General features: G+C 61.2%; 15 protein-coding genes and 1 pseudogene. 10 read left to right on the forward strand and 6 right to left on the reverse strand.

Translation table 11 applies throughout. The features are described from left to right. The 3 genes and pseudogenes from N4G42_RS06125 to N4G42_RS06135 form a co-directional block, all read right to left on the reverse strand. Positions 1-688 (reverse strand): multicopper oxidase domain-containing protein (locus N4G42_RS06125; protein WP_260666540.1); only part of this gene is annotated, 688 nt, incomplete at its 3' end. 19 nt (positions 689-707) lie between these two features. After that, a pseudogene (locus tag N4G42_RS06130) lies at positions 708-2141 on the reverse strand (TolC family protein). Beyond that, positions 2138-2455, reverse strand: coding sequence for a hypothetical protein (locus tag N4G42_RS06135; protein ID WP_260666541.1), 318 nt, complete (start codon positions 2453-2455; stop codon positions 2138-2140). Before N4G42_RS06135 ends, N4G42_RS06130 begins: the two are co-directional and overlap by 4 nt. Before the next feature lie 144 nt (positions 2456-2599). Between N4G42_RS06135 and N4G42_RS06140 the strand changes: the two genes are divergently transcribed. The 4 genes from N4G42_RS06140 to fliE all read left to right on the forward strand — a co-directional run bounded on the left by N4G42_RS06140 (position 2600) and on the right by fliE (position 6493). Continuing rightward, positions 2600-3286: a heavy metal response regulator transcription factor gene (locus tag N4G42_RS06140; protein ID WP_015012920.1), complete on the forward strand. Its 687-nt coding sequence runs from the start codon at positions 2600-2602 to the stop codon at positions 3284-3286. Further along, the gene (locus N4G42_RS06145) at positions 3283-4689 is read left to right on the forward strand and encodes a heavy metal sensor histidine kinase (RefSeq protein WP_060984149.1); all 1407 of its coding nucleotides are present in this window, start codon (positions 3283-3285) and stop codon (positions 4687-4689) included. The genes N4G42_RS06140 and N4G42_RS06145 overlap by 4 nt, the downstream gene beginning before the upstream one ends. Further along, entirely contained in the window at positions 4682-5944 is a 1263-nt protein-coding gene (locus tag N4G42_RS06150; protein ID WP_260666542.1) for a type II restriction endonuclease, read from the forward strand. Before N4G42_RS06145 ends, N4G42_RS06150 begins: the two co-directional genes overlap by 8 nt. Before the next feature lie 240 nt (positions 5945-6184). Next, positions 6185-6493: a flagellar hook-basal body complex protein FliE gene (fliE, locus tag N4G42_RS06155; RefSeq protein WP_116750483.1), complete on the forward strand. Its 309-nt coding sequence runs from the start codon at positions 6185-6187 to the stop codon at positions 6491-6493. Positions 6494-6635: 142 nt separating this feature from the next. On the opposite strand, the gene N4G42_RS06160 is transcribed toward fliE, so the two are convergent. The 3 genes from N4G42_RS06160 to merR all read right to left on the reverse strand — a co-directional run bounded on the left by N4G42_RS06160 (position 6636) and on the right by merR (position 8253). Continuing rightward, the gene (locus N4G42_RS06160; protein ID WP_260666543.1) at positions 6636-7160 is read right to left on the reverse strand and encodes a DUF4148 domain-containing protein; all 525 of its coding nucleotides are present in this window, start codon (positions 7158-7160) and stop codon (positions 6636-6638) included. Between the two features lie 95 nt (positions 7161-7255). Beyond that, positions 7256-7627, reverse strand: a complete 372-nt coding sequence (locus N4G42_RS06165; RefSeq protein WP_015012979.1) for a hypothetical protein — start codon at positions 7625-7627, stop codon at positions 7256-7258. Between the two features lie 197 nt (positions 7628-7824). Beyond that, a complete protein-coding gene (gene merR, locus N4G42_RS06170) occupies positions 7825-8253 on the reverse strand; it encodes an Hg(II)-responsive transcriptional regulator (RefSeq protein WP_015012926.1) in 429 nt (142 codons plus the stop codon). 70 nt (positions 8254-8323) lie between these two features. Here merR and merT point away from each other — a divergent pair, with 70 nt between their 5' ends. From merT to N4G42_RS06200, 6 genes are all read left to right on the forward strand, one after another. Beyond that, entirely contained in the window at positions 8324-8674 is a 351-nt protein-coding gene (merT, locus tag N4G42_RS06175) for a mercuric ion transporter MerT (protein ID WP_108625377.1), read from the forward strand. A gap of 15 nt (positions 8675-8689) precedes the next feature. Further along, positions 8690-8965, forward strand: a complete 276-nt coding sequence (merP, locus tag N4G42_RS06180) for a mercury resistance system periplasmic binding protein MerP (protein WP_260666548.1) — start codon at positions 8690-8692, stop codon at positions 8963-8965. Positions 8966-9036: 71 nt separating this feature from the next. Beyond that, entirely contained in the window at positions 9037-10719 is a 1683-nt protein-coding gene (gene merA / locus N4G42_RS06185) for a mercury(II) reductase (protein WP_260666549.1), read from the forward strand. 321 nt (positions 10720-11040) lie between these two features. Next, positions 11041-11313 (forward strand): hypothetical protein, encoded by a 273-nt coding sequence (locus N4G42_RS06190; protein ID WP_260666550.1) that lies wholly within the window; start codon positions 11041-11043, stop codon positions 11311-11313. Positions 11314-11526: 213 nt separating this feature from the next. Further along, the gene (locus N4G42_RS06195) at positions 11527-11766 is read left to right on the forward strand and encodes a DUF2933 domain-containing protein (protein WP_260666551.1); all 240 of its coding nucleotides are present in this window, start codon (positions 11527-11529) and stop codon (positions 11764-11766) included. Between the two features lie 38 nt (positions 11767-11804). After that, entirely contained in the window at positions 11805-14174 is a 2370-nt protein-coding gene (locus N4G42_RS06200; RefSeq protein ID WP_409557801.1) for a heavy metal translocating P-type ATPase, read from the forward strand. Positions 14175-14270 lie beyond the last annotated feature (96 nt).

Consider the following 14270-nt stretch of genomic DNA (forward strand, 5'->3'; position numbering starts at 1 on the left):
TCAGCATTTCCGCGACCTTCGGCGTAGCGGCCCCGGGCTCAATGTCGTAGGCACTGAGCAGGAAGCAAAAGTCTCGATTCACTTCATCAATCAGCGGATGCTTGGTCTTTGGATGCGTGATCCAAAAGCCCATCATGCCCATGGCCATCTGGGTCATCTCATCGGCGTGCGGGTGGTACATGAAGGTACCTGGACGGCGCGCCACGAATTCGTAGACGAAGGTCTTGCCCGACTGGATTGCGGGCTGGTTCAATCCCGCCACACCGTCCATGCCATTGGGCAAACGCTGTCCATGCCAGTGGATGCTGGTGTGCTCGGGCAGCTTGTTGGTCACAAAAATGCGAACGCGGTCGCCTTCCACCACTTCAATGGTGGGACCAGGACTCTGGCCGTTGTATCCCCACAGGTGGGCCTTGAAGCCAGGGGCCATTTCGCGCACAACGGGTTCTGCCACCAGGTGGAACTCCTTGACCCCCTGGTTCATGCGCCAGGGCAGCGTCCAGCCGTTGAGCGTGACCACCGGGTTGTAGGGGCGCCCGGAGTTGGGCACCAGCGGCGCCATGGTGTCTGCGCTTGTCTGGTACACGGGTTCTGGCAGTGCGGCCATTGCCACGCGGCTCACACTCGCTGCGGCCACGGCCCCTCCGGCAATGCCAGCAAACCGGAAAAAATCTCTTCTTGAATTCATGTTGGTTTCCTTGAGGGGATCAGTGGCCTGCACCGGCTTCGGCAGCGGCTGCGCCACCGCCCGAGACGCCAGCGCTGGTGGGCTTGCCGATGAGAGAGGCCTGAAGGGCGGCGTCCGCCAGCCAGAACTGCTGTTCGGCGTTCAGGGCCGCCATCACCGAGTTCACCTGGTCGCGGGAGTCGGCAAGCAACTCGAAAACGCTGATCAGCATCCCGTTGTAGCGAAGCTGGTTTTCTTCGGAGATGGTTTTTCGCAGGGGAATCACCTCGTCGCGGTGGTGACGCGCGATGTCATATGCAGTGCGGTACGCGGAGTAGCTCTCCCGAAGGTTCGAACCCGCCGCGCGTGCAGTTGCTTCCAGGCGGTTGGCCGCAGCCAGGGTCTGCGCATTCATGGCGTCGCGCCGCATGCCCCCCCAGTCGAAGATCGGCAGCTGCAGGCTGATCTCGAAGCCGCGCCGCGTGGAGTGGGTGTTCTCGGCGGCATCAAAGACAGAGTCGCGCCGCACGCCCAACTCGATGTCTGTGAAGGTCGTGATCCTGTTCCAGCCTTGCGCGCGTGCAGCTGCGTCGTAGTCAGCCTTCGCGATCTGCAGATCCAGCCGCCCCTTAGACGCTTGGCGGCCAGCGTCCGATGGGGACAGCGGCTCCTTGGGCAGTGTGGGCAGGCGCTCAGGCAACTTGAGCTGTTGGGCTTGGCTGTCGTCCAGACCCAGCAGCCGGACCAGTTCCTCACGGGCTGCCGTGACTTGGTGCTGGGCACTGGCCAGCTGGGTCGCTGTGTCGGCATAGAACGCTTGCTGGCGTGCACGGTCAAGCTTGTTGAAATTGCCCACCGACTGCATGCGTTTGGCCAGTTCGGCGCTGGCCTGGGCGCTGGCGACGACCTGTTGGGTGTAAGTCAGGGTCTGTTGCGCCGCAACAGCGCGGACCCAAGCCTGGCGCACCTGCGTCACTTGGTCCACCACGTCGCTACTCAGGCGCAACTGGGTCTGCTTGATGCGCTGCTCGGCGATGCCTTTGCGCGTCGGCAAGGTCAGCAGGTCCAGCAGCCCGAAGGACAGGAGGCGGCCGATCTCCGTCTCGCTGCCCAGGCGAACGCGCTCCAGGCTGAGAATGGGATTGGCAATCCGACCGGACTGGGCTGCAGTCGAGGCAGCCGCCCAATTCTGGGCCACGATGGCCTGCATCGATGGGCTATTGACGAGTGCGAGTTGAACGGCATCCTTCTGACTGAGCGGCTTGGCCAGCAGATCCGAAGCGCGCTAGCGCAAGGCGTCCCGCTCGCTCTGGTCCCGGGCCAAGGTAAGCTGGCCGTCCGTGAAACCGCTTGCGGCTGTATTGGCGCTGGTGAGGTTCTGCTCCAGATTCACGCTGGCGCAACCAGACAAGACCGCCACTGCGGCCACGGCGATCACGAGTTTGGCGCGGGGCGTGTGCAAGGGGCGGTTCATTGTTTGCCCCCGTGGTGTGCGTCATGGCCCTGCGCGGGTTGGTCCTGGCCGGTTGTGGGTGCCGTCTGGCGAATTTCCTTGGCATAGGTGCGCCAGCCTCCGATCTCGCCCACCTTGTCATTGGCCGCTTTCCAGGGCTGGACGGATTGCTCTTTGTAGGATTCGTAGCCCGAGAGGGCTGATCGGTACGAAAGCTGATAGTCCACCTTGGCGGATTCGCCCTCTGGCATCTGAGCCAGAGCCAGGGACGGCGCTATTAGCGCGGCGGCCAGCCAGGGGGTTGATATAGGTCGTGAAAGCCAGGAAATTTTCATAGGTTCACCATGCGTTCTTGATGCAACGCATTGTGTGATCCCAAGGCTTCCGCCGACATAACGGCTTAATTACATCTTTGTCATCTGAAAGAAAGCCCGCGATCTGCAGGCACACTTGCCGTCATTCGCAGACAGGGAGATCCCGTGAAGATATTGATCGTCGAGGATGAAATCAAAACCGGCGAATACCTGCGCCAAGGCTTGCGTGAGGCAGGGTTCAACGCCGATCTGGTTCACAACGGAGTCGATGGCCTGCATCTGGCCCAGGAAGGTGACTACGACCTGGTGATCCTGGATGTGATGCTTCCTGGGATGGATGGCTGGCAGGTGCTCACCAATCTGCGTCGCCGGGGCCTGGAGATGCCCGTACTGTTTCTCACGGCCAAGGATCAGGTGCAAGACCGGATCAAAGGGTTGGAACTGGGGGCGGACGACTACCTGGTCAAACCGTTTTCCTTTGCCGAGCTATTGGCGCGAGCGCGCACCATCCTCAGGCGTGGTCGCAATGGCACCGAGGTAACGGTCCTCCAGGTGGCCGATCTAGAACTGGACCTCTTGCGGCGGCGAGTCAGCAGATCTGGCAAACGCATCGACCTCACGGCCAAGGAGTTCGGACTCCTGGAACTGCTGATGCGCCGCCAAGGGGAAGTTCTGCCGCGCTCTCTGATCGCGTCGCAGGTGTGGGATATGAATTTCGACAGCGATTCCAACGTGATTGAGGTGGCGATGCGCAGGCTTCGGGCCAAGATTGACGATGCCTATGACGCCAAGCTGATCCAGACGGTGCGAGGCATGGGGTATGTGCTTGAAGCGCCGCAGGAGCGTGCGTGAAAGCCCGGTACTCGCTCACGACACGGCTGACGGTCTTTTTTACTTTGGCGTCCGCCTTGGTGCTGATCGGCCTGGGGATTCTCGTCGCGATTTCCATTGACCGGCATTTCGTCGAGCTTGACCGCGATGCACTGCGTGACAAGGTTCACCTGACGCGTGAGGTCATCGGCAAATCGAAGTCGCCGCAGGATCTGAAGACGCGGCTGGATGACGTTGTGCACAGCCATGAGGGCCTCTTCGTCACCGTGCTTCGCAATGGTCAATCGCTGTACTCGACGGAGGACTTTGAGTTTCCTGCGGACTTGAGCGTGCGGACCCAGCATTCCCGCTTGGGGGTCGCCTCGTGGCGAATCAAGGACCGTGAGTACCGGGGGATGGCCGAAGCCGTGACGCTGCCGGATTCCGCCGAGCCGCCGCTGCAGGTCTGGGTGGCCGTGGACATTGCCCACCACAAGCACTTCATGTACGGATTGATTTGGGTGCTTGTGGGCTACGTGGCACTGGCAACGCTGGTGGCAGGGGTTCTGGGCTGGTGGGCCGCAAAGAATGGCCTGGCCCCCCTTCGGGCCATGCGATCCCGCGCCATGGCCATCACGGCACAGCGACTGGACGAGCGGATGCCGACCCAGGAGTTTCCGGTGGAGATGGCCGACCTGGCGACCACCCTCAACGAGATGCTCCGGCGCTTGAAGGAGGAGTTCGACCGCCTGTCCGAGTTTTCTTCGGACCTGGCTCACGAGCTGCGTACGCCGATCAACAATCTGATGACACAGACGCAGGTCACACTCAGCCAGGCTCGCTCCTCTGAGGAGTACCAGGACATACTGGCCTCCAACGCCGAGGAGTACCAGCGCCTGGCCCGCATGGTGGCTGACATGTTGTTCCTGGCCAAGGCTGACCACGGTCTCATTCTTCCCAGCACGGAAAGAATCGCGGTCCATGATGAAGCTCAGGCTTTGTTTGACTTCTACGAGGCCTTGGCAGAAGAGAAGCAAGTCCGACTGCAATTGATCGGGACGGCGGAGATCACAGGCGACCGGTTGATGTTGCGCCGGGCGCTCAGCAATCTCCTGTCCAACGCCATTCGCTACACCCCACCAGGCGAGCTGGTGGTCGTGGACATCCAGGGGGGCCTGCACGGAACCACCGTGGACGTCGTCAACACTGGACCTTCCATCGAGGCGCAGATGATCCCCCGCCTGTTCGACCGCTTCTTTCGGGCAGACAAGTCGCGCAAGCAGCTGGACTCCGATGGTGCTGGCTTGGGTTTGTCCATTACCCAGGCGATTGTTCACGCACACCGGGGACGGATTTCTGTGAGTTCGGCGGATGGCAGGACTTGTTTTTCGATGTATTTCCCCAGTGCACAGAGCATTGGCAAGCACCTCACGACAGATGCATGACCCCTTGGTAACCCTCATAGACGGCTGGAAGGCAGACCCGCGCAGCACCTACAACACCTGGTTCCTGTGGGATCAGCGGATCAAGAACTTCCGCTCCATTCGCCGAGGCATTGCGCAAGTGGTGGAGGACATCCGGGCCGGAACGTTTGGCAACGCCTACCGAGGCTCCTCGCTGGAGACAATCGTCGGGTCCGTGGCGGAGCAGCGCCAGATCTTCAAGGGTGCGGACCACGCTTTCCTCTGGAAACCCAAGCTGCGGATTCCGGATATCTACGAGAATGCGAGCAACCAGCGCGCCTTTGCGGACCTCCTGCACACCTGCGATCGCTGTGACTGCGCAGAAGACGTAGTGGCCGCCATACAGCGCATCGATGAGATTGGCATAAAGGGCCTGGGCCCGGCGGTTGCCAACTTGCTGTACTTCATTCACCCGACGTTGGTGTCCCCCTTTAATACGGCCATTGTCAATGGCTTCAACGCGGTGACCGGGGGGCGCGTGAAGCTCGGGCGCTGGGACCACTATCTCTCGATGCGAGAGGGCTTGCTGCGCCTGAACGCGCAGTACCGGCTCAAGCTATCGAATGATCTGGGTGCGATCGCGGGACTCATGTTTGACATTGGCAGTGGCCGATATGCAGCGCCGCCACCAGCCATGGATGCAGCGGCGACAGCTCTCTGGCAAGAAGACCTTGAACGTGTGCGCCAGGAATCCACCGCATTGCAACGGGAACTGTCCCAAGCGACCGAGAGTGATGCGACCCACACGGGTGTCCAGGCCTCGCTGCGCGACCTGGGCAAGGCGCTCGGATTTGAGGTCTGGATCGCGTCCAACGACCGGGGCCGCGCCTATGGCGGGGGGTTGCTGGGAGATGGATGCATGGCGCAGTTGCCCGCCAGCCTGGACCGAGGACTGGAGTCCGTGCGACTGATCGATGTTGTATGGGTTGATCCCCAGACCTCGCAATTCGCCGCCGCATTCGAAGTCGAACACACCACGTCCATCTATTCGGGCATCGTACGCATGCTCGATCTGGCCCTGGGCACGCCGGTTGCAGGCAACTGCGCCCTGTTTCTGGTGGCTCCAGACAATCGCAGAGACAAGGTCGCTGAGCAACTTCAAAGGCCTGCCTTCTCCAGGGTGTCGGAGCTGGGAATCCGGTACTTGCCTTACAGCCAGCTGGAGCAGAACCATGCCTCCATGAGCCGCTTTGGGTCCAGCATCAAGCCGTTGCTGGAGATTTCGCAGCGGTTGTGAGCCACGGCTGTTTCGTGCGGCGCGCTTCGCTTGGGCTCGGCTCTTTGGGCCCCTAGGAAGCGGAGACCCACGGCGATGTCGGCAAGATGAAGTTTCTGTTATCCCAAACGGCGGGATTGACGGGTGGCGCCTTGCGTTGCGAAAGCTACAGGTCGAACTCCAATCTCTACGATTGGGCATCGCCTCGGTACAGATTTCGAGGCAGAACTTCGTAAACTCTCGCCCCCAGAAAGCCCCCGCATGAACGTCACGACAAAGCCATTGGATGCACTATTGCCTGTCAGTTCGCTGGGAAACTCTGTGCCCAAAGCACCGAGCATCCAGGGAGGCGGTTTTCTGGACGCGATGAAGCAGGCGCTTTCAACCACAAGCCAGTTGCAGAGTGAGTCTGGTCGCCTGAGCCGCGAGGTCACACTCGGCAATCCCACGGTCAGTCTCGAAGAAACGATGCTCGCTGGCGTCAAGTCGAACATCGCGTTTCAGGCCACGCTTCAGAGCCGCAACCGCATTGTCCAGGCCTACACCGATGTGATGAACATGCAGGTCTGATGCTCGGAGGTCGGAGCAATGCAAAAGCAGATGTCGCACGCACTTGCTGCAGGCACCGCAGACATGCATGGTGAACCAACTGGAGAGGGGCCTGTTTAGAAAGACCCCTCCAGACCAGCCGCCGACCGCCCGGAGAACCCGTTTAGAACCGAGGGGCCTGGGTGGATTCGTCCGAGGTGGTGGCCACGGCAGCATGGTGCGCAGCGTGGTAGCGGTCAGGATAGATTTCGTTGAGCTTGCGGCCGTCTTCGCCCACAGCGACGATTTCGCCTTCGCGGATGGCGCGCGCCAGCTCACTCTTAACCTGATCACGGGTCTTGGAAGAAGCGTTGGCCACTACGGGGTAGCGGCCAGGCACCACTTCATTGAGCTTGGCACCCGATTCACCGCCCGCCAGGATGTCGCCCGTGCGGATTGCTTGTTCCAGTTCTGCGCGCACTTGGTCGCGGGTTTTGGGGGCCTGCGCCGAAGCTGTCACCGGGTACGCTGCGGGGTTGAGCTGTTTGAGTGTCAGACCCGATTCGCCGGCAGCGAGCATGTCTCCGCTTTGCAGGGCCTGCGCCAATTCAGCCCGCACTTGTTCGCGCGTCTTGCTGACCACTTGGTCCGACGCAAAAGCGGGGGCGGCGATGAGGGAAAGGACGATGAGGGTGGACTTCAGTTTCATGATGGGATTTCCTTTTTGGGTAAATGGCAATGGTTCAGGTGCAACCGCAGGCCGGTTTGGGAGGGCACGCGGTTGCCGGTGATCGTTGAGAGGGTTCAGGGCAGTTGGCGGGCATCGACCCAGCCAGCTTCGCCGCCCATATCCCGCACACCGTCACGACCGACGGGGTTGCGCTTGGCTGACTGCAACTCATCGAGGACTTGCTGGCGGGTCTTGGTCAGCTTGGGGCCCGGGACAAGTGGATAGGTACCGGGATAGCCACGGCTGATCCAGTACAGCGTGCCGTCCTTCTGAGCGGCCAGCACGGTGCTTTCAACCGCTTGGCGGCTCACCGCATTGCCCAGATGGTCGGCGGCCAGGCTCACGCCTTCCTCCTGGCTGGGGCTTGCGTGGTAAACGGAAGTGGCGAAGGACGCAGTAGTGGACCCGGCAAGGCTGGCGACGAGGATTGCGGTACGAACTTTCATGATGGTCTCCTGTGGCGCCGGATGCCCGATATGGTTCATCCAGGTGGCGATTTCTGCACCACGGAGAGAAGTCTAAAAATTGCCGCCCCACATGGAGGTGACCTCCTGATTACGCTTTCGACAGCAATCTGCAATCCACTAAAACCCGAGTGCATCCCCCGCGTCGGTTCTGGGCGTCATACGACACTGCGGCCACCTCATTGCGGCAACGAGAGTCTCCCGCCGTCCTGCAGCGACGCAATCAGCGGGCATGAGACATTCCCTTTTCTCGCATGGCATGCGCATACCAGTTCAGACAGCACCGACTCCATGCGTGCCAAATCGGCTATCTTCTCGCGCACATCCTTGAGCTTGGACTCAGCCAGTGCGCTGGCTTCTTCACAATGAGTTCCATCGTCTAGCCGCAGCAGCTCGGCTATTGCATCCAGGCTGAAGCCCAGGCGCTGAGCCGCTTTGACGAAGCGCACCCGCGTCACATCTGCATCTCCATAGCGGCGGATGCTGCCGTGAGGCTTGGCCGGCTCGGGCAACAATCCCTTGCGCTGATAGAACCGGATGGTCTCTACATTGACCCCGGCCGCCTCGGCAAAAGCGCCGATCGTAAAACTCTCCAAATTGGCTTTCATACCGCTTGACTCCGTACATGACTACGGAAGTAAGGTTACGGGATTCAACCAATTTTGAAAGGTCAAGCGCATGTCGGAGCCAAACAACGGGCGCACAGCGCTCTTCGCCGGAGGGCTGGCGGCCATCCTTGCCTCGACTTGCTGCCTCGGACCGCTGGTCCTGATCACCCTGGGATTCAGCGGGGCATGGATTGGCAACCTGACCGCGCTGGAGCCCTACCGCCCGATCTTCATCGGGGTCGCGCTGGTGGCGCTGTTCTTCGCCTGGCGGCGCATTTACCGCCCGGTGCAAGCATGTAAACCGGGGGAGATCTGCGCGATTCCCCAGGTGCGAGCTGCCTACAAGCTTATTTTCTGGAGCGTGGCCGCACTGATTGTGGTCGCGCTCGGGTTCCCCTATGTCATGCCATTTTTCTATTGATCACAGGAGTTCTTCATGAAACAACTACTTGCCTCCCTGGCGCTCACCCTGGCCATTGTCCCCGTGTGGGCCGCCACCCAGACCGTCATGCTGGCCATTCCCGGCATGACCTGCTCCACCTGCCCGATCATCGTCAAAAAAGCGCTTTCCAAGATCGAAGGCGTTAGCAAAGTTGAGGTGACCTTTGAGACGCGCGACGCAGCTGTCACCTTCGATGACGCAAAGACCAGCGTGCAGAAGCTGACCAAGGCAACCGCAGAGGTGGGGTTTCCATCCAGTGTCAAGCGGTGAAGCATTGACAACTGCACTGCAGCGCATGTGATGCCGTTACCTGGCACGCACAAACAAAAAGGATCTGTCGCATGACCCATCTGACAATCACCGGCATGACCTGCGGTTCGTGTGCGGCACACGTCAAAAAAGCCTTGGAAGACGTGCCCGGCGTACAGTCGGCATTTGTCTCCCACCCCGAAGGCACTGCCCAACTTGTCACCCTGCCGGGCACATTGCCCGATGCTCTGACTGCCGCTGTGGCCAGACTGGGCTACAAAGCAATGCTCGCCGATGTCCCCCCCACACACAACCACGCTGGATCGCTCGATCAGGTGCGTCAGTGGACAGGGGGCGCTGACAAGCGCCGTGGCAACGAGCGTCCGCTGCAAATAGCCGTGATCGGAAGTGGTGGAGCCGCTATGGCGGCAGCACTGAAGGCCGTCGAGCAAGGCGCGCACGTCACGCTGGTGGAGCGAGGCACCATCGGCGGAACTTGCGTGAACATTGGCTGTGTGCCGTCCAAAATCGTGATCCGCGCCGCGCATATCGCGCATCTGCGCCGAGAAAGCCCGTTCGATGGGGGCATGCCACCCACACCGCCGACGATCCTGCGCGAGCGGTTGCTAGCGCAGCAGCAGGCACGTGTCGAAGAACTCCGCCATGCCAAGTACGAAGGCATCCTGGACGGCAACCCAGGCATCACGGTGTTGCACGGTGAAGCGCGTTTCAAGGACGATCGGAGCCTTGTCGTCCGTTTGAGCGAGGGGGGCGAGCGGACCGTGGTGTTCGACCGCTGTTTGGTCGCGACAGGGGCCAGTCCGGCCCTACCGCCGATTCCGGGTTTGAAAGAGTCACCCTTCTGGACTTCGACGGAGGCACTCGCCAGTGACACTGTTCCCGAACGGCTGGCTGTGATTGGCTCGTCGGTGGTGGCGCTGGAGCTGGCCCAGGCTTTTGCCCGGCTAGGCAGCAAAGTAGTGATTCTGGCGCGCAGCACCTTGTTTTTCCGGGAGGACCCCGCCATCGGAGAGGCCATGACTGCAGCTTTCCGTGCCGAAGGCATCGAGGTACTGGAGCACAGGGAAGCCAACCAGGTCGCGCATGTTAACGGTGAATTTGTGCTGACGACGGGGCCCGGAGATATCCGCGCTGACAGGCTGCTGGTCGCAACGGGGCGGACACCGAACACGCACAGCCTCGCGCTGGACGCGGCGGGGGTCACAGTCAATGCGCAGGGGGGCATCGTCGTTGACAAGGGCATGCGCACCAGTGGCCGGAACATTTACGCGGCAGGCGATTGCACCGACCAGCCTCAATTCGTCTATGTGGCCGCAACCGCAGGCACGCGCGCGGCCATCAACATGACCGGTGGGGACGCGGCACTCGACCTGACCGCGATGCCCGCCGTGGTGTTCACCGATCCACAAGTAGCAACCGTGGGCTACACCGAAGCAGTAGCGCGCAATGACGGCATTGAGACCGACAGCCGACTGTTGATGCTGGACAACGTGCCGCGCGCGCTCGCCAACTTCGACACGCGTGGTTTTATCAAACTGGTGACCGATACCACCGGGCACTTGATTGGCGTGCAAGCGGTCGCGCCGGAAGCTGGCGAATTGATCCAGACGGCGGCCCTGGCAATTCGACACCGCATGACAGTGCAGGAGCTGGCCGACCAGTTGTTCCCCTACTTGACGATGGTCGAGGGACTCAAGCTCGCGGCGCAGACCTTCAGCAAGGACGTCAAGCAGCTTTCTTGCTGCGCAGGATGAGAAGCGGGCGAGATGATGAGAGTGCCCGCACAGTAGCTCAAATCGCTATTGATTGGCGCCGACTTGCCAAGCAACAGCCAACGCCGAGCGAACTTGGTGCAGGGACACTTTTCTGAGTGAAATTTCTCAGCACCCGAAACGCTTCACGGCGCGCCCAAAGCGGCGCCTGCCAGCATTACAGAAATATCATCGACCCATCATCTTCTGGTGTGTTGCTGTATTCCAAACTTCCCCTCGTCACGACGCGCACCGAGCCCATCGGACCGCGTGGGGCCGTCAGCCTGGCTGACGTTTCAATGACTCATGATGAGGGTTAAGACCATGTTCAAAAAGATCTTTGCACCCGCCGTTGTCGCGGCGCTGTCGATGGCTTGTGCAGTTGCTTTCGCAGCTTCCGCTGGCAACGAGGTACGCGACCAGGCATCGCCGGTCAAGATGCAGGTCGGGGAAGAAACGGCACGCTACTGGAGTCATCCGAGGCTGGGAATGGTCAAGGTGGACGCCGCTGGCCGCATGCTCACGGGTGACTCTTCCAAGGATGATGCTGCGCGATCTGCAGCTCCTTCCGGCAATCCCTCGACCCGCACACATTGACGCACCCCGGCGAGGCGGTGCAACACCCATAGGGTCCAGGGAAGGCGGCAAGGAAGCATTGCTGCGATCAAAGTTGAACGCCTGGACATACCGCCATTCATGTGACGCAAGTCAAGGATTGATGATGATCATGCTTGACATTGCCACCATGTAAACCCTTATCGTTCCCCTACGGTCCATCACTGTCTCGATGGCCACTTCTTGGAGATCGTCATGAACCACGACCACACCACAGGGCATTCAGAAGCTGCCAACGCCAGCGGAGGCAGCCGCAAATTGATTGGCGCAGTGATCATGCTTGCGCTCATCGGGGCATTCTTCTTGCTCAGGGAACACTGGTCGCACATTGCGGGTTATTGGCCCTATCTGCTCTTGCTGGCTTGCCCGTTGATGCACCTCTTCCATGGGCACGGGGGGCACGGCTCCCACGCAGGCGATTCGAGCAAAAAATAATCTCGCAGGCACACAACACATTTGCAGGGAGGTCTTTCATGTCCAACGCGGAACCGCACGATCACACCCACCATGGCCATCTGCATCATGAGGGGCACCACGGACATGCACCGCCGCCCATGGCGGCACTGAAAGATCCAGTCTGCGGTATGGACGTGACGGAACAATCGCATCACTCGGCGGAGCATGAGGGGCGGCACTACTACTTCTGCAGCGCCAAGTGCCGAACGAAGTTTGTTGAGGATCCGGACAAGTACGCCGTCACGCCTCCCGGTACCGAGAAGGTTGCGCGTGAGCCAGAAGCAGCTCAGCCCGGCACCATCTACACCTGTCCCATGCACCCGGAGGTGCAGCAAGACCATCCCGGGAACTGCCCCAAATGCGGCATGACGCTGGAGCCCATGCTCCCCACGCTGGATGAGGGAGAAAACGCCGAACTCGTGGATTTCCGGCATCGCTTCTGGTGGACGTTGCCACTGACCGTGGTGGTCACTGTTCTGGCCATGGTGGGGCACAGGCTGCAGTGGTTCGAAATGGCCACCCAGAGCTGGATCGAGCTGGTGTTGACCGTTCCCATCGTTCTGTGGGCTGGCTGGCCCTTCTTTGTGCGTGGTGCCCAGTCCATCGCGAACCGCAGTCCCAACATGTGGACCTTGATCGGCCTGGGCACGGGCGCCGCATTTGTCTACAGCGTGGTTGCCACCGTGGCGCCTGGGGTATTTCCAGCCTCGTTCCAGGCCATGGGCCGCGTGGCGGTGTACTTCGAAGCCGCAGCTGTCATCATCTCGCTCACGCTGCTGGGCCAGATGCTGGAGCTGAAAGCACGCTCCCAGACCTCGGCCGCCATCAAATCGCTGCTGGGCCTGGCCCCCAAGACCGCACGGCGTATCGACGCCAACGGTCAGGAGAGTGATGTTCCCTTGTCCCATGTCCATGTGGGAGACCTCTTGCGCGTACGTCCCGGTGAGAAGGTGCCGGTGGATGGCGTGGTGGTCGAGGGGAGCAGCGCGGTGGACGAAGCCATGCTCACTGGCGAGCCGGTGCCCATCGTCAAGGGGCCTGGCGATGCCGTCATCGGTGCCACGCTCAATACCAACGGGGCACTGGTGATCCGGTCCGAGCGGGTGGGCTCCGCCACCATGCTGTCCCAGATCGTTCAGATGGTTGCGCAGGCACAGCGCTCACGGGCTCCCATGCAGCGCATGGCGGACCAGGTGGCGGGCTATTTCGTGATGGCCGTGGTGGGTATCGCGTTGCTCACACTGTTCGCGTGGGGCCTGTTCGGTCCGGAGCCACGCTGGGTCTACGGCCTGGTCAATGCAGTTGCGGTGTTGATCATCGCGTGCCCTTGTGCGTTGGGATTGGCAACACCCATGTCGATCATGGTGGCTACCGGCCGGGGGGCGACCAGCGGGGTTCTGTTCAGGGACGCAGCAGCCATCGAGAACCTGCGCAAGGTGGATACGCTGATCGTGGACAAGACTGGCACGCTCACAGAGGGCAAGCCTTCCTTCGAGCGGGTTGTTGCCATGCCCGGTCTGACCGAGGATGAGGTTCTGCGCCTGGCAGCCAGTCTGGATCAAGGCAGCGAGCATCCGCTGGCCGATGCCATTGTCCAAGCGGCCCGCGCCAAGGGGCTGGCCCTGGACAAGCCCGAGGACTTTGAGTCCGGGTCTGGCATCGGGGTGCGCGGACAGGTCGCTGGACGCCAGCTCGCCCTGGGCAACACAGTCCTCATGGAGCAGGTCGGGGTTTCTGCGAACCCGCTGCTTGCGCAGGCAGAGGCCTTGCGCGCCACAGGGGCGAGCGTGATGTACCTGGCAGCTGATGGCCAGCTTCAAGGTCTTTTGGCGGTCTCGGATGCTATCAAGGCCAGCACGCCGGAAGCGCTGGCGACCTTGCATGCGGCGGGACTGCGCATCGTCATGGCCACGGGCGACGGCATGACCACTGCCAAGGCGGTGGGGGCAAAGCTGGGGATTGATGAGGTTCATGGCGAGGTCAAGCCAGCGGACAAGCTGGCTCTGGTGTCGCGGCTGCAGGCCGAAGGCCGTGTTGTTGCCATGGCGGGGGACGGGATCAATGACGCGCCCGCCCTTGCCAAGGCAGACGTGGGGATCGCGATGGGTACTGGCACCGACGTGGCGATGAACAGCGCACAGGTCACCTTGGTCAAGGGCGACCTGCGTGGGATTTCCACGGCGCGGGAACTGTCGGAGGCAACGGTGGGGAACATGAAACAGAACCTCATGTTCGCCTTCCTCTACAACGCGCTGGGCATACCGATTGCCGCAGGGCTGCTGTATCCCTTCACCGGCTGGCTGTTGTCGCCAATGATCGCGGCCTTGGCAATGAGCCTGAGTTCGGCGTCCGTGATCGCCAATGCCCTGCGACTTCGCAAGGGCTGAGATGGCTCGGCAGGCCCGGATTTGATCTAGGGCAACGCTGATTAAGGTCCACCGTTGATGGGGGTCAAACGTTATCCGCAGATGAAGCAGCAGACA

This window comes from Acidovorax sp. K2F (assembly GCF_025246485.1).
Lineage (GTDB): Bacteria > Pseudomonadota > Gammaproteobacteria > Burkholderiales > Burkholderiaceae_C > Acidovorax > Acidovorax delafieldii.